Origin of the sequence: Streptomyces liliiviolaceus, from assembly GCF_018070025.1 — a bacterium.
GTDB classification, from domain to species: domain Bacteria; phylum Actinomycetota; class Actinomycetes; order Streptomycetales; family Streptomycetaceae; genus Streptomyces; species Streptomyces liliiviolaceus.
The window spans coordinates 6149638-6170465 of sequence record NZ_JAGPYQ010000001.1 but is presented as its reverse complement, the minus strand read 5'-3'; the positions used below and the strand labels follow the sequence as shown (position 1 = coordinate 6170465).

Here is a 20828-nt window from a genome sequence, read left to right as displayed (position 1 = left end):
CCGGGGCGTTGCCCCGCGGGCGGCCGACGTGCCGCCGTGCGTGGTGATCCGCGGGTGCGTGGGGGTTGCTCGCGCAGTTCCCCGCGCCCCTTTCGGGCCCTCCGCGACCCGGGTGTTACTCGGCCTGCTTCGCCTGCTGTTCCGCCACCGACTTGCGGACCTCGTCCATGTCCAGCTTGCGGGCCTGGCCGATGACGTCCTCCAGGGCGGCCTCGGGCAGCGCACCCGGCTGGGAGAAGATCGCCACCTGGTCGCGGATGATCATCAGCGTCGGGATCGACTGGATCTCGAAGGCCGCGGCCAGCTCCGGCTGCGCCTCCGTGTCCACCTTCGCGAACACCAGGTCGGAATTGGCCTTCGCCGCCTTCTCGTAGACAGGGGCGAACTGCCGGCACGGGCCGCACCAGGCCGCCCAGAAGTCGATCAGGACGAATTCGTTGTCCGTGACCGTCTGGTCGAAGTTCTCCTTGGTGAGCTCCACGGTGCTGCTCATGGTGTTGATTCCCTCTTCTCGGGGTCGGTGCGTGGCCGTTGTGCACAACGGCACCGACCGGCGCCGTATTCCGCGCGCATACCCGTGTGGCCACGACCCACACCAACGACCAGACTGACCCCATGACGGAAACGGAAACCAACGTGTACGACGTCGTGGTGCTAGGGGCCGGGCCCGTGGGGGAGAACGTCGCCGACCGCGCCCGCGCGGCAGGCCTCTCCGCCGCGATCGTGGAGAGCGAACTGGTCGGCGGCGAGTGCTCGTACTGGGCCTGCATGCCCAGCAAGGCCCTGCTGCGCCCGGTGATCGCCCGCGCCGACGCCCGCAAGGTGCCAGGACTGCGCCAGGCCGTGCAGGGCCCCCTCGACGCGGCGGAGGTCCTCGCCCACCGCAACTACTACACCTCGGACTGGAAGGACGACGGCCAGGTCCAGTGGCTCGAAGGCGTCGGAGTCGACCTCTACCGAGGACACGGCAGGCTCGACGGACCGCGCCGGGTCACCGTCGAGGGCCCCGACGGGGAACGGCACGTACTGACCGCCCGGCACGCCGTGGCGGTCAGCACCGGCACCCGGGCCGTCCTGCCCGACCTGCCGGGAATCGACGCGGTCAAGCCCTGGACCAGCCGTGAGGCCACCAGCGCCCAGGCCGTCCCGGGCCGCCTCGTGGTCGTCGGCGGCGGAGTCGTCGGCGTCGAGATGGCCACCGCCTGGCAGGCCCTCGGCTCCCAGGTCACGATCCTCGTCCGCGGCAAGGGCCTGCTGCCCCGCATGGAGCCCTTCGCGGGCGAGCTGGTCGCCGAGGCGCTCACCGAGGCGGGCGCGGACGTCCGCACCGGCGCCTCGGTCGAGTCGGTGACACGGGAGGGCGGCACGGTCGTCGTCACCACCTCGACGGGCGACCGCATCGAGGCCGACGAGATCCTCTTCGCCACCGGACGCGCCCCGCGCACCGACGACGTCGGCCTGGAGACGGTCGGCCTCACGCCCGGTTCCTGGCTGGAGGTCGACGACAGCCTCCGCGTCACGGGCACCGACTGGCTGTACGGCGTCGGCGACGTCAACCACCGCGCCCTGCTCACCCACCAGGGCAAGTACCAGGCCCGGATCGCGGGCGCGGCCATCGCCGCCCGCGCCGCCGGTGTGCCGCTGCTGGAGACCGACCCCTGGGGCGCGCACTCCGCGACCGCCGACAACGCCGCCGTCCCCCAGGTCGTCTTCACCGACCCGGAGGCCGCTTCCGTGGGCCTCTCCCTCGCCGAGGCCGAGCAGGCCGGCCACCGCGTCAGGGCGGTCGACGTCGACCTCGCCACGGTCGCCGGCGCCGGCCTGTATGCCGACGGCTACCGCGGCCGGGCCCGCATGATCGTCGACCTGGACACCGAGACCCTGCGCGGCGTCACCTTCGTCGGCCCCGGCGTCGGCGAACTGATCCACTCCGCCACGGTCGCGGTCGTCGGAGAGGTCCCGGTGAACCGGCTGTGGCACGCGGTCCCGTCCTACCCGACGGTCAGCGAGGTGTGGCTGAGGCTGCTGGAGGCCTACCGCGACAGCAAGTAGCCCGGCCCGGCAGGGGAACCGGCCGCGCGGGCTGCCGCCCGGCCGGTTCCGACCGGGCGGACAGCCCGCACTGCGGACAACCCGCGCTACAGGTGGAAGCCCAGCCCCTTCGCCGCCTCGGCCGGAGTCGGCTGGGCCCACCGCTGCGCCATCGCCTCGTTCGAGGACAGCGAGCGCAGTTCGGCCCGGTCGAGATAGAGCGTGCCGTCCAGGTGGTCCGTCTCGTGCTGGACGATCCGGGCCGGCCAGCCCGTGAACACCTCGTCCACCGGCCCGCCGTGCTCGTCCCGCGCCAGGAGCCGCACCTCGGCGGGCCTCGCCACCACCGCCTGCCAGCCCGGCACGCTCAGACAGCCCTCGAAGAACGCGGCACGCGCGGTGCCCACGGGCTCGTACACCGGGTTGACCAGAACCCGGAAGGGCAGCGGTACCCGGCCGCGTACCTCGCGGATCTCGTCCGGGACGGGCGCCGGGTCCTCGATCACCGCGATCCGCAGCGGAATGCCCACCTGGGGCGCGGCCACGCCGACTCCCGGCGCCGCGTGCATGGTGTCGCGCAGGGCCGCGACGAAGCGGGCCAGGAGCGCCGGATCGAGCTGGCCGTCGAACGGTTCGGCCGCACCGCGCAGCACGGGGTCACCGGCGGCGACGATCGGCAACGGGCCCGTACGGGAGAGGAGTTCCTCCACCCGGTCGCTGAGGGGCGTGAGGTCACTGGATGATGCCATCGCGCCAGCATGCCAAGCGGATCTCCGCGGTGCGAGGCGGCTCCCTGGCGCACGAACAGGTGTGTGACCCACACCACAGGAATCTCCGGGAACTCGACGGACCCGCCCACCGACTACTGCACCGCAACGGCCGAGTACGGCCCCGTCGTCCCCTGCCCGACCGGAGAAGCCAGCCGATGTCCACCGCTCCCACGACCGAGACGGACGAGTCCCCGCGGTCCGCCACCCCCGCCCCGCCCAAACGCGGCGGCTGGGCGCCGCTGCGCCCGCTGGTGCTGCGGCTGCACTTCTACGCCGGAGTGCTCGTCGCCCCGTTCCTGCTGGTCGCCGCCACGACCGGATTCCTCTACGCGGCGTCCTTCCAGGCCGAGAAGATCCTCTACTCGCACGAGATGACCGTCCCGGTCGGCGACGGGAAGCTGCCGATCTCCGAGCAGGTCGCCGCCGCGCGCAAGGCCCACCCGGAGGGCACGGTCTCCGCGGTACGCCCCTCGCCGGAGGACGACGCGACGACCAGGGTGATGCTGTCCGGCGTCTCCGGCATCGGCGAGACCCACACCCTCGCGGTGTTCGTCGACCCGTACACCGCCGAGGTGCGCGGCGCGCTCGAACAGTACGGATCCAGCGGCGCCCTGCCGCTGCGCACCTGGATCGACGAGTTCCACGCGAACCTGAAGCTCGGCGACGACGGCCGCCTCTACAGCGAACTCGCCGCCAGCTGGCTGTGGGTGATCGCCGGCGGCGGTCTCGTCCTCTGGTTCGGCCGCCGTCGTACGCAGCGGAGGATACGCGGCACCAGCGGGCGCCGGCGCACCCTCGGTCTGCACGGTTCGGTGGGCGTCTGGGCCGCCGTCGGCTTCGTCTTCCTCTCGGCGACGGGCCTGACCTGGTCGACGTACGCCGGAGCGAACATCGACGAACTGCGCACCTCGCTGCGCCAGGCGACCCCGTCGGTGTCGGCCGCCGCGGGCGGCGAACACGCGGGCCACGGCTCGGGATCGGCCGAGGGGGGCGTCGAACACGGCGTCGGCCTCGACAAGGTGCTGGCCGCCGCGCGGGCGAAGGGCCTGGGCGACCCGGTGGAGATCGTGCCGCCCGCGGACGCCGAGTCGGCGTACAAGGTCAGCCAGGTCCAGCGCAGTTGGCCCACCAAGCAGGACGCGGTCGCGGTCGACCCCGCGACCGGCGAGGTGACCGACACCGTGCGGTTCGCCGACTACCCGGTACTGGCGAAGCTCACCCGCTGGGGCATCGACGCGCACACCGGCATCCTCTTCGGCATCGTCAACCAGCTGGTGCTGATGGCGCTCGCCCTCAGCCTGATCCTGCTGATCCTGTGGGGCTACCGCATGTGGTGGCAGCGGGGCCGCGCCTCGGCCTTCGGCCGTCCGATCCCGCGCGGCGCCTGGCAGCAGGTGCCCGCGCACATCCTCGTCCCGCTGATGGCGGGCGTCGCCGTCCTCGGGTACTTCGTGCCGCTCCTCGGCATCTCGCTGGCCGCCTTCATCGCGGTGGACGTGATCCTGGGCGAGATCGCCTACCGGCGGGGCAGACGCACGTACGGCCCCGCGAAGGGGGCCGTCGGGGAGGCGGAGCGGGAGACCGAGAAGGAGTCGGCGAAGTAGCGGACCCGGCCCCGGGCGGCCAAGGGCCGCCCGGGGGCTCCGCTCACAGGGAGTCGAAATCTCCCGCGAGGGCGGAGGCGAGCCGCAGGTGCGTCCCGGCCTCGTCGTCGCGGCCCTGCCGCTGGAGCGTCCGGCCGAGCATGAGACGGGCGTAGTGCTCGACGGGGTCGTTCTCGACGAGGACGCGCAGTTCGGCCTCCGCCCGGCTCAGCTGCGCCGAGTGGTAGTACGCACGGGCCAGCAGCAGGCGCGGGCCCGTCTCCTGCGGCACCTCCTCGACCAGGCTGTCGAGAACGCGCGCCGAGGCGGCGTACTCCTTGGCGTCGAAGAACATCCGGGCGCGCTCCCAGCGCTCCGCGGTCGTCCCGTGGTCGTAGTAGGTCGTGTCCACGTCTGTGACCTCCTCTGTTTCTTTCGACGGCCAGAACCGCACGGTGTTGTTGAATATTCCACGACCTGTGCGGTGGTGCGTCGGCGGTCTTCCCGGCGCGTGCGCCGGTTCTCGGTCGGGCGGCTGCCGGCGGACGGGGGGACGGTATGACGGACGGTCCTCCACGGGGCTAGGTTGTGGGCCATGAGCAATCTTGATCGCGAGGCCGTTCCCGCTCTGTGCGGCGGCCGGGGTTTCGTGGTGGCGGAGCCGGTACGTGAACTCCTCAGCCCCCGCCGGGTCAAGCTCGGCGAGTCCAGCGAGGTCCGGCGGCTGCTGCCCAATCTGGGCCGGCGCATGGTGGGCGCGTGGTGCTTCGTCGATCACTACGGTCCCGACGACATCGCCGAAGAGCCCGGCATGCAGGTCCCGCCGCATCCGCACATGGGCCTGCAGACCGTCAGCTGGCTGCACGAGGGCGAGGTGCTGCACCGCGACTCCACGGGCAGCCTGCAGACGATCCGCCCGCGCGAGCTGGGCCTCATGACCTCCGGCCGGGCCATCAGCCACTCCGAGGAGAGCCCCAGGTCGCACGCCCGCTTCCTGCACGGCGCGCAGCTGTGGGTCGCCCTGCCCGACACCGACCGCCACACCGACCCACACTTCGAACACCACAGCGAGCTGCCCGTCGTCACGGCCCCCGGTCTCAAGGCCACGATCATCCTGGGCGGTGTCGACGGCGCCGCCTCGCCCGGCACGACGTACACGCCGATCGTCGGCGCCGATCTGGCCCTCGACCGGGGCGCGGACGTACGCCTGCCGCTGGAGCCGGACTTCGAGTACGCCGTGCTGTCCATGTCCGGCGAGGCCCACGTCGACGGCGTACCGCTGCTGCCCGGCTCCATGCTCTACCTCGGCTGCGGCCGCACCGAACTGCCCCTGCGGGCCGAGTCGGACGCGGGCCTGATGCTCCTCGGCGGCGAGCCGTTCGAGGAGGAGTTGATCATGTGGTGGAACTTCATCGGCCGCTCCCAGACGGAGATCGAGCAGGCCCGCGCCGACTGGGCGACGGGGTCGCGGTTCGGCGAGGTGAAGGGGTACGCCGGGGGTCCGCTCTCCGCGCCGGCCCTGCCGCCCGTACCGCTGAAGCCGCGGGGGCGGGTGCGCTGACCGGGGCGAGCACCTCATGAATCGAGCACCTCGTGAGCAGAGGCCAACCAGGAAGTCTTCGTACGCATCAGGGCGTTGAAATCCTTGCGGTGCTTGTGCACCGCAGTTCTCTGCGCGCGCTCTTCCGCATGCGCCCAGACACGGACCAGAAGTGTCTTCTGTTTGCAGCGCACGTCCGCGACGGCCGTGCGGAGTTCCTCGGCGCTGGGACGAGCTGAGCGGGCCCAGCGTCCGTCGCCGGCCGCTGCCAGCGGATCCGCGTAGGGGTGCCCGGACCGGCGCATGCAGGCGCTCCACGCGGTGACGGTCCGCACGACGGCCTTGTCCTGCCGAGCCGTGTCGAACGACGCCACGACGACGCGGTTGAGCAGGTCGTGGTTCGAGGTGGGGACGTTCTCCAGAAGCTGGGCGTGTGCCTTGTTCCAACAGCCGCCACGGCCCTGCTCGCTGTAGGCGGCCCGCTTCCCCGCTGGTCGCAGGGCGTCCTCCCGCGTCTCGGCCAGCGCCCGTCGGTGTGCTGTCTCCGGAGCGTCGGGCGGCAGGTGGTATCCGAAGCGCCGGGCGACGGACAGCTCGACGACTCCGTAGCGGCGGCGGTTGACCGGCTCGGTGTCCCCGGAGCGCGGCAGGAGTGGCCAGGAGAATCCCTGTGCCGCCATGCAGCGCCGGACGATGACGTCCTCCGCCGACTCGATGACCTGCGTGTCGCTCGGGGACAGCTCGTAGCGATCGAGCGGCAGCACCAGGTTGCGTACTTCGGCGCTGGGGGCCGGGACAGCGCTGGACCGCGGTGATGGCGGTGCGGCCGAACAGCCGGCGACGGCGGCGAGGACGAGGAGCGTTCCCGCGTATCGGTGAGGTTGCATGATGACCTTGCTCTCCGCGGTTCGTTGTTTCTTGTCCGGCTGCGTGGGTGAGCGGGGCGGCCCGGCCCCGGGGGAACGGGGCGGGGCCGCCCGGTCGGGTTCAGCTCACCTGAACTTCACACAGCTCAGGCGGTTGTCCTTGATCGCGTCGTTGCTGAGCTTCTTGTCCTGCGTGTGCGGGTAGGACGTCGTGTGAGCGCCCGTGCAGCCGACGTTCTGCCACAGGTCCACGTAACGAGAGGTCGTGTTCTTCACCGAGCTGGTGTTGTTGTCGACCTTCTTGCCGTTGTCGTAGTAGTTGTTGCGCAGGTCCTTGTCCGTCCGGGTGACGTATTCGTGCCCGCCCTTGAAGTTGTTCTTCTCGTACATGTGCAGAGCGCCGGCGGCCTGGGCGCTCGTGCCCGCACCCACTACGGCACTGATGACGGCACCGGTGACGACGAACGCCTTGACGCCATGGATTTTCCACATGGTCCGTTCCCTTTCCCTCAATTGATGGGTCGTCGGCCAATTGACCTGCGGACGGACGGAGATACGTCACGTCTGTTCCTGGCCGATCGTTCAAGGTCTGGCGCAACAAAAGTACGCAGGAGCGGGAAGTGGGACGTCAGACGAGAGTTGTGCGTTCTGCCTGCAACCGGCGCGTTATGCCGCCGGTGCTGTCCACCTCACGGGGTAGCGCGGGTGGAAAGCCGCGGACTACGTAAACCCTCGTAGCAGAGCAGGCCCGCGGTCTTCTGCTCCTCTGGTATGACGACCGGTCGGCGCGTGGGTGCGTAAGGTGCGCCGGTGTGGACAACTGCCAAGTCGACGGCGCGGTTTCGCCCGGTGGGCGTGCCTGTTGGTGATGGCGTGCTGGCCGTGGGCCTGACGGTGGCCGCAGCCGTCGTCGGCCAGCAGTACCACCCTGCCGGGTGGCCCCCTTTCGACCTGTTCGCCTACGCGTTGAGCGCCCTGGTCAGCCTCCCGCTCGCGCTGCGCGGCATCGCGCCGTTCCTGGCACTGGTGAGTTCCTGCCTGGCCTTCGCCGCGTATCTCGCGGCCGGCTACCAGCCCTCGCTCAACTTCTGGTGCCCCGCGATCGCTCTCTACAGCGTCGCGGCCCACCGTTCCACGCGCGCATCCGCGGTCGGCGCCGCGCTGGCCGCCGCGGTCATCTTCTACAGCGGCCTGGCCGCTCGCGAACCGGGCGTCCTGGTCGCGGTGGTGCAGGCGGTGGTGGTACCGGCAGTGGTGTGGGTGTTCGGACACCGGAGCAGACAGCTGGCCGAGCGCAACCACCAGCTCGCCGAGGTGACGGCGCAACTCCACCGTGAACAGGAATGGCGCGCGCGGCAGGCCGTCGCGGAGGAGCAGCGCCGTATCGCCCGAGAACTCCACGATGTGATCGCCCATCACATGTCGGTGATCAGCGTGCAGTCCGGCATGGCGGGATACGTCTTCTCCTCCGCCCCTGAGACCGCCCGCACTGCCTTGGGAACGATTGCGAAATCCAGCCAGGAGGCGTTGCGGGAGCTGCGTCGCATGCTGACGCTGCTGCGTCACGGCTCCGAGGACGACGCGCCTGCCGGAGCAGGAGAGGCCCGGGACGCCTACGCACCCGTGCCCGGGCTGGCGCAGGTCGCGGACCTGGCCGAGCGGGTCAGGACCGCCGGCGTGTCCGTCGAGGTCCGCACCTCCGGGGAGCCCCGGACGCTGCCGCAAGGTATGGAACTGTGTGCCTTCCGGGTGGTGCAGGAGTCACTCACCAACGTGATCAAACATGCCCCCTCGGCCGACGCCTCGGTGCACATCGAGTACCGGCGCCGGGAACTGGTCGTCACGGTCTCCGACAACGGCCGCTCGACGGGCCGCTCTGTTCGGGCCAATGTCGCGCCGCCCTCCGGACACGGCTTGATCGGCATGCGGGAACGCGCCAGGCTCTACGGTGGAACAGCGGACGCAGGCCCACGGACGGAGGGAGGATTCCGCGTGCGCCTCACTCTGCCCGTGAGCTCCGAACGGTTCGACCCTGAAGGAGGACGGCCACCGGCATGACCAGCGTGCTCGTGGTCGACGACCAGGATCTGATACGGGCCGGCCTGGTGGCCCTGCTGCGAACGGCCCCTGGAATGGAAGTCGTCGGGGAGGCCCAGGACGGCGAGACGGCAGTGGCGCGCGCGATGCAGACCCGGCCCGACGTGGTGTTGATGGACATCCGTATGCCCGGCATGGACGGCACCACCGCCGCCGCGCGCATCCTGAGCAGTGTCGCCGATCCCGTACCGCAGATTCTCATGCTCACCACCTTCGACCTGGACGAGTACGTGTACGCGGCCCTGCGGGTGGGAGCCTCCGGGTTCCTGCTCAAGGACACGGGGCCGGAGCAACTGGTCGAGGCGGTCAACGCGGTGGCGCGCGGAGACATGCTGTTCGCACCGAGCGTGACCCGCAGACTCATCGAGGCGTACATACGCCGCGCCGACCCGGCCGCCGTCATCCCGGCGCGGCTGGGCATCCTCACCACTCGGGAGCGTGAGGTGCTGAGGCTGACCGCGGCCGGACTGTCGAACGCCGAGATCGCCGGGCGGCTCCACATCAGTGAGGCAACGGTCAAGACCCATCTCAACCGCACCATGAGCAAGTTGCACCTGGAGAGTCGTGCCCAGGCCGTCGTGCTCGCGTACGAATCAGGGCTGGTGGTGCCGGGTGAGGCGGTCATCTGAGGGACACCGCTGAGTGGCGCGGGCGCTCGCTCGCGCGCGGCTGTGGTGGTTCAGGCGGTCGACGTGACGGCTCGGGTGACGGCCGTGACCGCCGGGGTGGGGCGGCCGGGCAGGCGGGCCACGAGGACCCGGCGGATCTCGGGCGGTGCGCCGTCCACGCGCAGCAGACTCACCCCGGGCGGCAGCAGGGGTGAGAGCCGGGACGGCACCGTCGTCACGCCGAAGCCGCCGGCCACGAGCTGGAGTTTGGTCAGCCAGTCGCCCACGGAGTGGACGATCCGTGGCCGTCCGGGCAGGCCGGGCCAGACACCGAGCAGCGGTTCGGCCCTCGACGAGGGGGCGGCGATCCACCCGGCGTCGACCAGCTCGTCGACGTGCGCCGTGGTGCGTCCCGCGAACTCTCCGGTCGAGGGCACCGCCACCACCAGCTCGGTGTCCGTGACGGTCTCGACGTGCAGGGGCGGCGCATCGCCGTCGAAGGGCCGGTGGGGCGGGCGGGACGTCAGCACGGCAAGGTCGAGCGAGCCCGCACGCAGCGCCCGGACCAGACGGGGTGTGGTGCCCTCGCTGGTGGTGACCGTGAGGGGCGGGCCGGCCTCCGCCAGGCGTGCGAGCGCGGCGGGCAGGATGGCCGCGCCCGCGCTCAGGACCACGCCCAGTCGCACCCGTTCGGTCCGGGAGGCGGCGCCGGCGAGCTCACGCTCGGCCTCCGCGAGCGAGGCCAGGACCGTGTGGGCGTGCCGCAGCAGGGTCAGGCCGGAGGCGGTCAGCCGCACCCCGTCCGGGCGGCGCTCGAACAGGACGGCGCCGGCGCTGCGTTCGAGGGCGGCGGCCTGGCGTGAGACGGCCGACTGCGTGTAGCCGAGGTGGGTGGCCGCCGCGGTGAAGCTGCCCGACTCGGCGATCTGCCGCAGCACCCGCAGTCCCGCACTGGAGATGTCCATGCGGCCTACGCATACCACACATGCCGGATCATCGCTTCCCGCATGCCTGTCCAGCTCCTAACGTCGATGCCACGAGCACGGACGAACCAGGAGGCCATCACGTGCGAGCAGCAGTTCTGACCCAGTTCGGCGCCCCGCTCACGGTGCGGGAGCTGCCCGACCCCAAGGCCGGAGACGGCGAGGTCGTGGTCGAGGTCCTCGCCGCAGGGGTGGCGCCCTACGCGGCCGAAGTCTTCAGCGGCAAACGCAACTACCCCCTCGTTCCCCCTGTCGTGCCCGGCGTCGGCGGCGTGGGTCGGATCCTGCACATCGGTCCGGACGCCACCCGGCTGCGCGTCGGCGACCTCGTGTGGTGCGACTCGACGGTGCGCTCACGCGACGACGCCCTGACACCCGACATCGCGCTCCAGGGCTGGAGCTCGCGCGGCGAGGGCGGCGCACAGCTCGCCCGCCACCTGCACGACGGCGCGTTCGCCGAGTTCATGCGAGTCCCGACCGAGAACGTCTTCCCGCTGCCCCCGGCGGCAGAAGACGATCCGGCCCGCTGGGCCGCGCTCACCGTGCACGCCATCCCCTACGGCGGACTGCTGGCAGGCCGACTCGCGGCCGGCGAGACCCTGCTCGTCAGCGGCGCCACCGGCAACCTCGGCAGCAGCGCGGTCGCCGTCGCCCTCGCGATGGGCGCGGGCCGGGTGATCGCCCCGGGCCGCAACCGGGCCGCACTCGATCTCCTGGCCGACCGGTTCGGCCCGCGTCTGCGCCCCGTCCCGCTGACCGGGGACGAGGCCACCGACCGCGCGGCACTCCTGGAGGCGGCCGGCGGGCCGATCGACATGGTGATCGACCTCCTCCCGCCCGGCGCGCCCAGCTCGGCGTCGCGCGCGGCGGCCATGACCGTGCGCGAGTACGGACGCGTCGTCCTCATGGGCGGCGTCGGCATGCTCGGTGGCGACGACCTAGCCCTGCCGTACCCATGGATCATGCGCAATTCGATCACCGTACGCGGACAGTGGATGTACCCGCGCACAGCCAATGTCGGCATCATCCGGCTCCTCGCCTCGGGCGCTCTGGACCTCGCCCCCGAACGGGTCCGCTCGTTCGGCCTCGACGCCGTCAACGACGCCCTCGCGTACGCCGCCGCGCACGGCGGCCCGTTCGACCGCACCACCCTCACGCCGTCGCCCGGCTGACACGGCCCGGCGACGCCAGTGGGGCGGCGGGCGGTTCGGTCCGTCCAAGCCGGACCGGGGCGGTGCGGGACGGGGCTGCAACCCCCGTGGGGCCGGCCGATGCCGTGCCAGGGAAGACTGGGTCCATGAGCGACATCGTTTTCACCCGCACCAGTGGCTGGATCCCGAACGTGATCCGTGAGGACGGCGGGCTGAAACTGACGCTCGGTGCCGGGGCCGACGCCAACCACGAGCCTCGCACGTTCACGTTCCCGATCAGCGAAGCCCATCTCGCGGTGATCCGGGAGGACCTGGCCAGACACCTGCTGCTGTGGAGTGCGGTCCTTCCGCTGTGCGACGCCGCCGGGACCCGGGGCCGGCTCGACGAGGACGCTGCCGCCGCGCTCCTGGACCCGATCCTCCTCGCCGCGCCCGCGGACGTCGACGCGCTCTTCCAGCGCATCCGGTGGGACAGGAGCCGGCTCATCGCCCACGGGGCCGACATCCGTCTGCTTGAGCGCGGTCAGGTGTGCGCGGCGATGCGCGCGGCGACGGAGACGTCGAACGGGAAACGGGCCCAGGAGTACGACGCGGACCGCCGTCGCGCCGAGCGCGGAGCAGTGCTCGGCCCCCTGGACGCCGCGATTCTGCGGTACACGGGCCAGTATCTGCACGGCGCGACGGTTCCGGGACGGATACCCGATGCCGTCGAGCCCGCGTTGCTGCCCGAGGTCGTACGGGTGATCGCCACCGCGCAGCAGGCGTGCGCCGGGATGCGGATCGGCCGCGATCCGCGACGGGGAAACCGTGCCACGGACAAGCGCGACTGGGAGCGGATGCGGACGACGGTCGAAGCGGCCGTGCGCCGTGCGCACCCCGAACTCGTCGATGACGCCGTGCGTACCGTGAGCTTCCTGATGTGCTCGGAGGCCGCGGACCGCTCCAGGAAGACACCCATGGAGGACGACGAGGAGGCTGCCGACCACCGCACCGACTCCGGCGGCAGCGCGAGCAGGACGGCTCTGTCGTTCACGGACGACAAGGGCGTCGAGAAGAAGTGGCTACGGGACGGTCCCCGCGGTGCCGCCGCGGAGTTCTGGGAGTTCGTGGGCAACCGCTCCGCCTCGGACAACGAGGTGTTCACCATCGAGGACGAGGAGCTGGGCGAAGGGATCCAGCTCCACTTCTACGCGGACTCCGCCGCCCGGATCACGACGCTGCGCGAGGGCGAGGGCGAGGGCGAGGGCGGGGCGGATCCGGAGTACCGGGTCGAGTACAGCCTGGTCGACGGGATCGGCGGGTACCGGAACCTGGTGAGCGTCTTCGTCCGTGGTGGCTGCGCCGCACTCGAACAACACGGTCCCTGGATGTCGGACGTCGACGAGTTCGAGCGCGCACGTCGACGGCGCGACGCCCGGTAGTCCCGGCGGGAGCACATCGAAGTGCGCCGGCGCTTGCGTTCTCGGCGTTTTCTCAGGCCGAGAACGCAAGGTGACGTCGCCTCAGATGGTCGGGGTGTCGTCGACAACCGGCCGGTGAATCTCGACGACCGGCTTCCACCCGTCGGAGAACTCGATGAAGTCCGCACGAGTGGGGTAGGTGTCGATCGCGCGACGGTCACGCTTGGGGCTGTCGGTCGCCTTGCGCCCCCGGGGAATCTGCTCCTCGAAGATGTCGACCTTCACGTCGGGAACCTCCTTGAGGCCCTGACGCCAGATCTGCACGACGTCGGCGCCGAACGCCTGCCGGGCCGCGGCGTAAAGGGCCGTGAGAGCACCCTTGTCCCCACCGGGGACGAAAAGCGCCAGGTCCAGCACGACACCGGCGGACTGGAGGACCTCGATGGTCACCGAGCCGTTTTCGTCGGCCAAGTAGATTCCGGCTTCGTTCTCGTCGTCGGGAAGGCAGGAAATCTCTTCCTGAAATACGGTTCGCGCCGTGACCGAACCGCCCTCGAAATCCTCACCGGGCTTGGTCAGAAAAGCAGAGACATAGCAGTCGGGAATCTTGAGTTCTGCCGTGTTGGCGGAAACGAAGATCCTGTCCTTCACGCCGAGCTTCGTCACCTCTTCCAGCGAGAGGCGGCGAGCGGCGGTCTTCTCCGTGTTCACGATTTCCCTTTCAGGTTGCACTGTCCCTCTGAACAGGGACGCTACCACGAAACCCTGAGGTCAACTGCCCAGTAATCTCCGGGTACATGGCCTCCGGCGACCCGTATGGGAGGGTGCCGAAGCGAGTGCCATTCGGCCGGAACACGCAGCCGCCGGACAGTCTCCCTTGTCACGGTAGATATCACCCAAATCACCTTCGGGGAGGTGGCGGCGGGGTGAGGCGGACCATTCGTCGCGCATCTCGAAGAGCGCGACGAAAACCGGCCGGATGGTTCGACGGCGCAACAACGGAGCCCCCGCTCGCCCCGACGCTTTTGCGGCTCGGGCGGTTAGGCGCGAAGAAGTGCCGCATCCCGTACAGGGCCATCCTCTTGCGGCGGGGGCGGCTCCGCGTACCGGCCCCGCCCTCGGGCCCCGGTCACCCATCTTGTACCGAGTGTTTGACACAACATGTCGGTGCGAGCCATCTTGTATCCATCGATTGGTACAAGCTCGTTCGGGGGATCTCCAGATGCTCGACACTGTCCCACTGCAGTCCCGCATCCTCGACCATGCCGACCACTACGCCCGTTGGTCGGGGCTGGCCATCGGTATCGTGGCCGCACAGCATCTGATCACGATGAGCAGTGGTGACATCGCGTTGCCCCTGGTGTTCGCCATCACCGCCTTCGGGCTGTGCGCGGTGGGCGGTGTGCTCCTTGGCGACGCCTTCACCCTGCACCCCCAGGAGGCGGTGCGCACCGCGAGTCTCGCCCCGCGGCTGATCCGCGACCAGGTGCCGCCGCGGATGGCGCCCCTGCTTCTCCTGCAGGCGGCGATCCTCGTGGCCCTGCTGGTGACCGGCGCGCTCACGGCCTCCTCGGTCGTCGACCGGCCCGACAGGGCGGGGAGCGTCATCAACGTCACCTGCGAGGGGATCCACACCACCCTCGGCCCCTGGCCCGGTCTGTACTACAGCGGCCCGATGTTCGCCGCGCTCGCGGTGGCGACCCCGGTCTGCGTCTGGGCCCTGCGCCGCATCGCCGACGGCACGGGCGACGAACAGCAGCGCCGCGACCGGGCCTGGGCCGTCACCGGCGCCTGGGGGTTGTTGGTGTCCAGCCAGGTGCTGCTCGTCGTACTGATGCTGTTCGTCGCGCTCACGGACAAGGCCTGCGCCGGCCCGCTGGGCGCCGCCACCATCGTGGCGATCTGCCCCCTCGGCCTGCTGGGCATGTTCTGCTTCGGATGGTCCCTGGCCACCGTGGTGGCACCCAGGGCCGTCGACGACGAGGCAGCGCACGAGGGGACGTCCGGCGATGAGTGACCCCGTCGTCCGCGTCGACACCACCGGCCAGGTCCCGCCGTACGAGCAGATCCGCGCCCAGTTGGCCGCACTGATCCGCACCGGCCGGCTGGCGGAGGGGGAGCGGCTGCCGACCGTGCGCCAACTCGCCACCGACCTCGGGCTGGCGCCGGGCACGGTGGCCCGCGCCTACCGTGAACTGGAGGCCGCCGAGCTGATCCGGACCCGCCGGGGCGCGGGCACCAGGGTCGCACCGCTCCCGCCGGACGCCCACGCGCACGACGCAGGCCGACTCACCACGCTGGCGCGGGACTTCACCTCGGCCGCCCGAGCGCTCGGCGCGGACACGGAGGACATCATGGCCGCGGTCCGCGACGCCCTGGAACCCGGATCCTCTTCCCCTTCGCCCGCGCCCGGAAGCGGAACGCGCGGTCACCGGACTGCGGACGTCGCCACCACGGTGGTGCAGCGGCTGCCCGGGGGAACGCCCCGATGAAGGGGGCGGTACGCGGCCCGGCGCAGGGGCGGTCGGCTCGCGCCGAAGCCGAAGCCGAAGCCGAAGCCGAAGCCGAAGCCGAAGCCGAAGCCGAAGCCGAAGCCGAAGCCGATGTCAGGGGCGTGCGGTGGAAGTGCGGCCGCCCGTGACGCGCAGGAGGTCGAGCTTTCCCTCGTCGCTGCTGCCGGACGCCGTCGACTTCAGGCACAACCTGGGCATGGTGCCGGGTCCCGCGTGGCAGTCCCCGGACGTCCTCGCCCGTCCGGGAGCCTTCCCCGGGCCGGACACCGCGGCCGACGGGCGTACCACGTACTCCACGAGCAAACTGGCCGCGATCCATCTGGTGCACGAGTACGCGCGCCGGCTGCCGGCCGGGATCGACGCCGTCGCCTTCGACCCGGGGTTCGTCCCCGGCACCGGCCTCGCCCGGAACGCGGGGCCCGTCTCCCGGTTCGCCCCGGAGCGCGACACCCGTTCCGGCGGCTACCGATCACCTTTCAGGTAGCGGGTGAGCATGGCGGTCAGCTCCCTCTCCAGCCTCTCGACCTGGATGGGGTGCGGGCTCGCCATGAGCTTGTGGGTGTTCATCTCCACCGTGCCCACCACGAGTTCCGCGGCCATGTCGAGGTCCTCCACCCGGACGTCCGGATGCCGGGCGAGCACATCGCGTATCTGCCGCACCCGGTCCTTGCCGTGCCGGTCCATCGCCTCGATCAGTTCGCTGGAGACCGGCGCTTCCTCGATCATCATCCGCAGGAGCTGCGGGTCGTCGCGATGGTGGTCGATCGCGTCGCGGACCAGGGCCAGCACCGCTTCCTCCAGGCTGCCGGGGGACAGGTCCAGTTCGTCGGCCCCCGCCCAGCCACCGCGGTCGATGTGCCGGACCAGCAGCTTGGCGAGGATGGCGTCCTTGTTCGGGAAGTACTGGTACAGCGAGCCGATGGACACACGGGCGTGCTCGGCGATGCGGTTGGTGGTGCCGGCGGCGTAGCCGTACTCGGCGAAAACGTGAGCAGCGGCGCCGAGGATGCGCTCACGGGTGAGTTCGGCGCGCACCTGCCGAGGCGTTCGACGTGGGGTGATGCGGCGTTCGTCGGAGGGCATCCGGCGGTCCTTCCGGGCGGCGAAAAGCGAGTAGCCAAGACGTGAGCTTTTACTCAGAATAGTGCCATGACCTGCGCAAACAGGCGAAGCCACAGCATCGGAGCGCGTCCGTGATCCCCCAGGTGAGCGTTCCCCGGGAGCGCAGGACGATCACGTTGGAGGTGCGGCGGCGCGAGCAGCTCACCCCCGGCTTCGCCCGCGTCACCCTCGGCGGTCCCGGAGTGCGGGACCTCGTCCCGGGAGGCGGCGACCAGGCCGTCCGCCTCTTCTTCCCGAGGGAGGGGCAGAGCGAGCTGAGGATGCCGACCGCCTCGAACGAGGCCAGGTGGATGGTCCAGGTGATGCTCATGCCCAAGGCGGTCCGCCCGTGGGTGCGCAACCTGACCGTCCGGCGGCTGCGGCCCGCGGAGCAGGAGATCGACATCGAGTTCGCCCTGCACGGCGACTCGCCCATGAGCTCATGGGCGCGCCGGGTCCGGCCGGGCGACCAGGCCGGGATCTTCGACCTGGGGACCATGTACCGGCCGCCCGCCCACGCCCGGGGGCGGCTGCTGGTGGCGGACGACAGCGCGCTGCCGGCCGTCCTGGCGATCCTGGAGGCCGACCCGGACCCGCTGCCCACCGAGGTCTTCGTGGAAGTGGCGACCGCGGCCGACTTCCGGCCCGTTCCCGCGCAGGCGGGCGTGCGCTTCCACTGGCTGAGCCGCGACGACGAGACCCTGCGGCCGGGCGTCCGCGCGCTTGAGGCGATCCGCGACGCCGCACTGCCCGAAGGCCCCCTCTACGCCTGGGTGGCCGGCGAGTCCCGGCTGGCCACCGGCGTCCGGCGGCACCTGGCCGACGACCGCGGCGTACCCAAGCGGGACATCTCCTTCTACGGCTACTGGCGACTCGGCCGGTCCACCCCCGGCTGAAAGGGACTCCCATGCAGCAGCACACACTCCGCCCGGACCCCTTGCACCGGCTCTCGTCCGCGGCCGAGGTCGAGGCGGTCGTCGGCCGCCCGGCCGTGATCGTCATGCGCAAGCAGATCGGCGTCCTCGACGCGGGCTGCCGTGACGTCCTGGCCCACAGCCCCGTCGCGGCCTTCGGCCACCGGGACGCCGACGGCACCGCCCGGACCACCTTCGTCGGCGGGGCGCCCGGGTTCGCGCGCGTCCACTCCCCGAAGCGGTTCTCCTTCCGCGTTCCCGGGCGGTCCGTCGCGCCCGGTCCGGTCTCGCTGTTCTTCCTGCTGCCCGGTGTGGGCGAGGTGCTGCGCGTCAACGGCACCGCGTCGGCCCTCAGGGGCGGGGAGACGGCCGTGGACATCACCGAGGCGTACGTGCACTGCGCGCAGGCCGTGATCCGCTCCGGCCTGTGGGAGCCGGCCGCCCCGTTCCGGGCGGCCGAGCCGGTGACCGGGGAGGGCCCGCTGACCGGCCCCGGCGTGAGCGACTTCCTGGCCGCCTCGCCCTTCCTGGCCCTGTCCACCTGGGACACGGACAACGGCGGCGACACCAGCCCGCGCGGCGATCGCCAGGCGGTCGCCCGCATCCTGGACGGCCGCACCCTGGTCCTCGCCGACCGCAAGGGGAACAAGCGCGCGGACACCCTGCACAACCTGCTCCAGGACGACCGGCTCTCCCTCGCCGCGCTCGTCCCGGGCCGCAGCGGTGTGCTGCACGTCCACGGGCGGGGCGCGATCACCGACGACGCCGCGCTGCTGAGGACGCTGGCCCTGCGCGGGACGCCCCCGCATCTCGCACTCGTCATCGACGTGGAGCACGCCGAGGTGAGCGGCAACGAGGCGGTGTCCGGCGCACGGCTGTGGACGCCCGAAGGACGGACCGGCCACGGCCGGACACCCGACATGATGGCCCTGGGCGGCGCCCATCTGGCCGCCAACTCGGCCGAGTCCGGCGGCGGATCGGCATGGCTGATCAAACTCGTCACCTCCCTGCCCGGGCTGAGCCGGCTCCTGCGCAAGGTCGCCGACCGCGCCTATGTCGCCGGACTGCGCAAGGAGGGGTATGACAACGTCCGCGCCCCCACCCAGCACGGCGACGCCCTTCAGGGCGCCGCCCAAGTCGCAGCCGTGGAGAGCCCGTTGCGGCCCGTGCGGGTCCGCGAGATACGCCAGGAGACACCCACCGCCCGAACCCTGGTCCTTGAGGACGCGGACGGTCGCGCCGAACGGTTCGACTTCCACCCCGGTCAATTCTTCACGCTGGTCACGGACTTGGCGGGCGTGCCGGTACGACGTGCCTACTCGGCCTCCTCCGTCCCCGGCGCGACGCACCTGGAACTCACCGTCAAGCACGTGGAGGGCGGACTCTTCTCCACGCACGCCCACCGCGGTCTGCGACCCGGGGACCGCCTCGCGGTACGCGGCCCCTCCGGCACCTTCCACGCCCCGGCGCGGGCTCCCGAGGAACTGGTGCTCATCGCGGCGGGCAGCGGCATCACCCCCATGATGAGCATGATCCGGACCCGCCTGTCCGATCCCGCCGCGGCGGGCGGAATCCATCTGCTCTACAGCAGCCGGAGTCCCGAGGACATCATCTTCGGCGACGAGTTGACCCGTATGGAGAAGGACTTTCCGGAGCGACTGGCGGTCACCCACGTCTTCACCCGCCGCGACGGCCGGCTCGCCACCGAAGGCGTCCGCCGGTGGGTGACCGGCCTGTCCCTGTCCGACGGCGCACACCACTACGTCTGCGGACCCGAAGCGCTGATGGACACCGTCCAGGACGTCCTGAAGCGTCTCGGCGTGCCGGACGAACGCACGCACCAGGAACGCTTCACCGGAGGCGTGGCGGCCCCCGCCGCCGCGGCACCCCAGGAGATGACGGTCGAGAACGAGGGGACCCTCGTCGGAGCCACCGTGGTCGAGCCGGGCCAGACACTCCTCGACGCCGGTCTCGCCGCGGGACTGCCCATGCCCTACTCCTGCACGGTCGGCAACTGCGGCGAGTGCGTGGCGCGCCTGCGCGGCGGCGAGGTCTCACAACCCGAGCACACCTGCCTCACCCCCGAGCAGAGGGCCGAGGGCTACGTGCTGACCTGCGTCGGCTGCCCCCTCTCGAAGGTGACGCTCGACATCGCCGATCAGGCGGACTCCGCGGGGAGCGTCGGATAGTCGGTGTAGCCGGTGGGACCGCCCGTGTACATCGCGTACCTGTCGCGTACGGGATTGACGGGGGCGCCCCTGCGGATCCGCTCGACCAGGTCGGGGTTGGCGAGGAAGGGGCGGCCCAGGGCGATGAGATCGGCGCCGGCGGCCAGGAGGCGTTCGGCGGCGAGACGGCCGCCGTCGGCGGGGATCCGGTCGGGCGGCAGGACCGGGTTGGCGATGAGGGTGCCGGTCCAGAGCTCGCGCAGCCGGCCGAAGAGCGGCCGGCCGGGGTCGGCGAAGGCGAGGTGCAGATAGGCCAGGCCCTTGTCCGCGTTGGCTGTCACCAGGGCCGGGTAGAGGTCGTCGGCATCGGTGTCGGTGATGCCGTTGACGGTGTTGCCGGGCGAGATGCGCAGGCCGGTGCGCTCGGCGCCGATGGCGTCGGCGACGGCGTCCACGACCTCGGTGGTGAAGCGGACGCGGTTCGCGACGCTGCCGCCGTAGGCGTCCGTGCGGTGGTTGGTGTTGGGGGCGAGGAACTGGTGGAGCAGATAGCCGTTGGCGCTGTGCACCTCGACTCCGGCGAAACCCGCGTCGACGGCCCGGCGGGCGGCGTCGGCGAAGTCACGGACGGTCCGGCGGATGTCGTCGGCCGTCATCTCGCGCGGGACGACAGCTTCCTGGCGCCCGGTGGGGGTGTGGATGGTCTCGGGGAGCGGGATCGGCGAGGGGGCCAGGGGAGTGAGGCCGCTGTTGTCGGGATGGCCGACCCGGCCGCCGTGCTGGAGCTGCAGGAACATCGGACCGCCGGCGGCCTGGACCGTCTTGGTGACCTGGCGCCAGCCCGCGGTGTGGGCGTCGGTGTGCAGCGCGGTGATGTTCGGATACGTCTGCCCGACCGCGTTCGGGGTGGACGCCTCGGCGATGATCGCCCCGGCCGTGGCGCGCTGGGCGTAGTACTCGGCCATCAGCGGGGTGGGGGTGCCGTCGCTCTCGGCGCGGTTACGGGTCATGGGCGCGATGACCAGACGGTTCGCCAGCTCGTGGGTACCGAGGCGGGCCGGGGCCAGGAGGGGGGAGGTCGTCGTTTCGTGCGTCATGTGGGT

22 protein-coding genes are annotated in these 20828 nt (G+C 71.4%); 13 read left to right on the top strand and 9 right to left on the bottom strand.

All coding sequences use genetic code 11. From position 1 onward, the window contains the following. Positions 1-115: 115 nt before the first annotated feature. Positions 116-502 carry a thioredoxin gene (gene trxA / locus J8N05_RS26895; protein WP_407699979.1) on the bottom strand — a complete coding sequence of 129 codons (387 nt, stop codon included), beginning with the start codon at positions 500-502 and terminating at the stop codon, positions 116-118. Between the two features lie 113 nt (positions 503-615). On the opposite strand from trxA, the gene J8N05_RS26890 reads away from it, so the two are divergent. Further along, positions 616-2052 carry a dihydrolipoyl dehydrogenase family protein gene (locus tag J8N05_RS26890; protein ID WP_210886971.1) on the top strand — a complete coding sequence of 479 codons (1437 nt, stop codon included), beginning with the start codon at positions 616-618 and terminating at the stop codon, positions 2050-2052. Between the two features lie 86 nt (positions 2053-2138). On the opposite strand, the gene J8N05_RS26885 is transcribed toward J8N05_RS26890, so the two are convergent. After that, positions 2139-2780, bottom strand: a complete 642-nt coding sequence (locus J8N05_RS26885; protein ID WP_210886968.1) for a peptide deformylase — start codon at positions 2778-2780, stop codon at positions 2139-2141. Between the two features lie 176 nt (positions 2781-2956). Between J8N05_RS26885 and J8N05_RS26880 the strand changes: the two genes are divergently transcribed. After that, positions 2957-4405, top strand: coding sequence for a PepSY-associated TM helix domain-containing protein (locus J8N05_RS26880; protein ID WP_210886965.1), 1449 nt, complete (start codon positions 2957-2959; stop codon positions 4403-4405). A gap of 43 nt (positions 4406-4448) precedes the next feature. Here J8N05_RS26880 and J8N05_RS26875 read toward each other — a convergent pair whose 3' ends face one another. Continuing rightward, on the bottom strand, positions 4449-4796 hold the full coding sequence (locus J8N05_RS26875) for a tetratricopeptide repeat protein (protein WP_210886962.1): 348 nt from the start codon (positions 4794-4796) through the stop codon (positions 4449-4451). 183 nt (positions 4797-4979) lie between these two features. Between J8N05_RS26875 and J8N05_RS26870 the strand changes: the two genes are divergently transcribed. Beyond that, a complete protein-coding gene (locus J8N05_RS26870) occupies positions 4980-5945 on the top strand; it encodes a pirin family protein (protein ID WP_210886959.1) in 966 nt (321 codons plus the stop codon). A 14-nt stretch (positions 5946-5959) separates the two neighbouring features. Here the strand turns inward: J8N05_RS26870 and J8N05_RS26865 are convergent, their stop codons facing one another. Next, positions 5960-6811, bottom strand: coding sequence for a hypothetical protein (locus J8N05_RS26865; RefSeq protein WP_210886956.1), 852 nt, complete (start codon positions 6809-6811; stop codon positions 5960-5962). A 105-nt stretch (positions 6812-6916) separates the two neighbouring features. Beyond that, positions 6917-7282 carry a peptidase inhibitor family I36 protein gene (locus J8N05_RS26860; protein ID WP_210886954.1) on the bottom strand — a complete coding sequence of 122 codons (366 nt, stop codon included), beginning with the start codon at positions 7280-7282 and terminating at the stop codon, positions 6917-6919. Positions 7283-7645: 363 nt separating this feature from the next. Here J8N05_RS26860 and J8N05_RS26855 point away from each other — a divergent pair, with 363 nt between their 5' ends. Next, positions 7646-8848 carry a sensor histidine kinase gene (locus tag J8N05_RS26855; protein ID WP_247706506.1) on the top strand — a complete coding sequence of 401 codons (1203 nt, stop codon included), beginning with the start codon at positions 7646-7648 and terminating at the stop codon, positions 8846-8848. After that, positions 8845-9516: a response regulator gene (locus J8N05_RS26850; RefSeq protein WP_210886948.1), complete on the top strand. Its 672-nt coding sequence runs from the start codon at positions 8845-8847 to the stop codon at positions 9514-9516. Before J8N05_RS26855 ends, J8N05_RS26850 begins: the two co-directional genes overlap by 4 nt. Positions 9517-9566: 50 nt before the next feature. Here the strand turns inward: J8N05_RS26850 and J8N05_RS26845 are convergent, their stop codons facing one another. Next, positions 9567-10460, bottom strand: a complete 894-nt coding sequence (locus tag J8N05_RS26845) for a LysR family transcriptional regulator (protein ID WP_210886945.1) — start codon at positions 10458-10460, stop codon at positions 9567-9569. Between the two features lie 101 nt (positions 10461-10561). Between J8N05_RS26845 and J8N05_RS26840 the strand changes: the two genes are divergently transcribed. Together J8N05_RS26840 and J8N05_RS26835 are read left to right on the top strand one after the other, a co-directional pair. Beyond that, positions 10562-11650, top strand: coding sequence for an alcohol dehydrogenase catalytic domain-containing protein (locus J8N05_RS26840; RefSeq protein ID WP_210886943.1), 1089 nt, complete (start codon positions 10562-10564; stop codon positions 11648-11650). A 125-nt stretch (positions 11651-11775) separates the two neighbouring features. Then, a complete protein-coding gene (locus J8N05_RS26835) occupies positions 11776-13050 on the top strand; it encodes a DUF6357 family protein (protein WP_210886940.1) in 1275 nt (424 codons plus the stop codon). An 81-nt stretch (positions 13051-13131) separates the two neighbouring features. Here J8N05_RS26835 and J8N05_RS26830 read toward each other — a convergent pair whose 3' ends face one another. Beyond that, complete coding sequence (locus tag J8N05_RS26830) at positions 13132-13740, bottom strand: hypothetical protein (RefSeq protein ID WP_210886937.1); 609 nt, start codon at positions 13738-13740, stop codon at positions 13132-13134. Between the two features lie 511 nt (positions 13741-14251). Here J8N05_RS26830 and J8N05_RS26825 point away from each other — a divergent pair. The 4 genes from J8N05_RS26825 to J8N05_RS26810 are packed head-to-tail and all read left to right on the top strand — an operon-like array spanning position 14252 to position 16026. Then, positions 14252-15046 (top strand): hypothetical protein, encoded by a 795-nt coding sequence (locus tag J8N05_RS26825; RefSeq protein ID WP_210886935.1) that lies wholly within the window; start codon positions 14252-14254, stop codon positions 15044-15046. After that, complete coding sequence (locus J8N05_RS26820) at positions 15039-15521, top strand: GntR family transcriptional regulator (RefSeq protein WP_210886931.1); 483 nt, start codon at positions 15039-15041, stop codon at positions 15519-15521. Before J8N05_RS26825 ends, J8N05_RS26820 begins: the two co-directional genes overlap by 8 nt. Beyond that, positions 15518-15670: a hypothetical protein gene (locus J8N05_RS26815; RefSeq protein WP_210886928.1), complete on the top strand. Its 153-nt coding sequence runs from the start codon at positions 15518-15520 to the stop codon at positions 15668-15670. The genes J8N05_RS26820 and J8N05_RS26815 overlap by 4 nt, the downstream gene beginning before the upstream one ends. Then, a complete protein-coding gene (locus J8N05_RS26810; RefSeq protein WP_247706505.1) occupies positions 15667-16026 on the top strand; it encodes a Rossmann-fold NAD(P)-binding domain-containing protein in 360 nt (119 codons plus the stop codon). Before J8N05_RS26815 ends, J8N05_RS26810 begins: the two co-directional genes overlap by 4 nt. Here the strand turns inward: J8N05_RS26810 and J8N05_RS26805 are convergent. After that, complete coding sequence (locus J8N05_RS26805; protein ID WP_210886926.1) at positions 16005-16625, bottom strand: TetR/AcrR family transcriptional regulator; 621 nt, start codon at positions 16623-16625, stop codon at positions 16005-16007. The two genes, J8N05_RS26810 and J8N05_RS26805, sit on opposite strands and share 22 nt — an antisense overlap. 122 nt (positions 16626-16747) lie before the next feature. Here J8N05_RS26805 and J8N05_RS26800 point away from each other — a divergent pair, with 122 nt between their 5' ends. Together J8N05_RS26800 and J8N05_RS26795 are read left to right on the top strand one after the other, a co-directional pair. Then, positions 16748-17539 (top strand): siderophore-interacting protein, encoded by a 792-nt coding sequence (locus J8N05_RS26800; protein ID WP_247706504.1) that lies wholly within the window; start codon positions 16748-16750, stop codon positions 17537-17539. An 11-nt stretch (positions 17540-17550) separates the two neighbouring features. Next, the gene (locus J8N05_RS26795; RefSeq protein ID WP_210886920.1) at positions 17551-19746 is read left to right on the top strand and encodes a 2Fe-2S iron-sulfur cluster-binding protein; all 2196 of its coding nucleotides are present in this window, start codon (positions 17551-17553) and stop codon (positions 19744-19746) included. Here the strand turns inward: J8N05_RS26795 and J8N05_RS26790 are convergent. Next, positions 19716-20822 carry an alkene reductase gene (locus J8N05_RS26790; RefSeq protein ID WP_210886917.1) on the bottom strand — a complete coding sequence of 369 codons (1107 nt, stop codon included), beginning with the start codon at positions 20820-20822 and terminating at the stop codon, positions 19716-19718. The genes J8N05_RS26795 and J8N05_RS26790 overlap by 31 nt on opposite strands. Positions 20823-20828: the final 6 nt, after the last annotated feature.

Bases quoted from the DNA above. Each gene is read 5' to 3' on its own strand.
- J8N05_RS26890 (WP_210886971.1), top strand. From the start codon at position 616: ATGACGGAAACGGAAACCAACGTGTACGACGTCGTGGTGCTAGGGGCC.
- J8N05_RS26885 (WP_210886968.1), bottom strand. From the start codon at position 2,780: ATGGCATCATCCAGTGACCTCACGCCCCTCAGCGACCGGGTGGAGGAA.
- J8N05_RS26880 (WP_210886965.1), top strand. From the start codon at position 2,957: ATGTCCACCGCTCCCACGACCGAGACGGACGAGTCCCCGCGGTCCGCC.
- J8N05_RS26870 (WP_210886959.1), top strand. From the start codon at position 4,980: ATGAGCAATCTTGATCGCGAGGCCGTTCCCGCTCTGTGCGGCGGCCGG.
- J8N05_RS26865 (WP_210886956.1), bottom strand. From the start codon at position 6,811: ATGCAACCTCACCGATACGCGGGAACGCTCCTCGTCCTCGCCGCCGTC.
- J8N05_RS26860 (WP_210886954.1), bottom strand. From the start codon at position 7,282: ATGTGGAAAATCCATGGCGTCAAGGCGTTCGTCGTCACCGGTGCCGTC.
- J8N05_RS26850 (WP_210886948.1), top strand. From the start codon at position 8,845: ATGACCAGCGTGCTCGTGGTCGACGACCAGGATCTGATACGGGCCGGC.
- J8N05_RS26845 (WP_210886945.1), bottom strand. From the start codon at position 10,460: ATGGACATCTCCAGTGCGGGACTGCGGGTGCTGCGGCAGATCGCCGAG.
- J8N05_RS26835 (WP_210886940.1), top strand. From the start codon at position 11,776: ATGAGCGACATCGTTTTCACCCGCACCAGTGGCTGGATCCCGAACGTG.
- J8N05_RS26825 (WP_210886935.1), top strand. From the start codon at position 14,252: ATGCTCGACACTGTCCCACTGCAGTCCCGCATCCTCGACCATGCCGAC.
- J8N05_RS26820 (WP_210886931.1), top strand. From the start codon at position 15,039: ATGAGTGACCCCGTCGTCCGCGTCGACACCACCGGCCAGGTCCCGCCG.
- J8N05_RS26815 (WP_210886928.1), top strand. From the start codon at position 15,518: ATGAAGGGGGCGGTACGCGGCCCGGCGCAGGGGCGGTCGGCTCGCGCC.
- J8N05_RS26805 (WP_210886926.1), bottom strand. From the start codon at position 16,625: ATGCCCTCCGACGAACGCCGCATCACCCCACGTCGAACGCCTCGGCAG.
- J8N05_RS26795 (WP_210886920.1), top strand. From the start codon at position 17,551: ATGCAGCAGCACACACTCCGCCCGGACCCCTTGCACCGGCTCTCGTCC.
- J8N05_RS26790 (WP_210886917.1), bottom strand. From the start codon at position 20,822: ATGACGCACGAAACGACGACCTCCCCCCTCCTGGCCCCGGCCCGCCTC.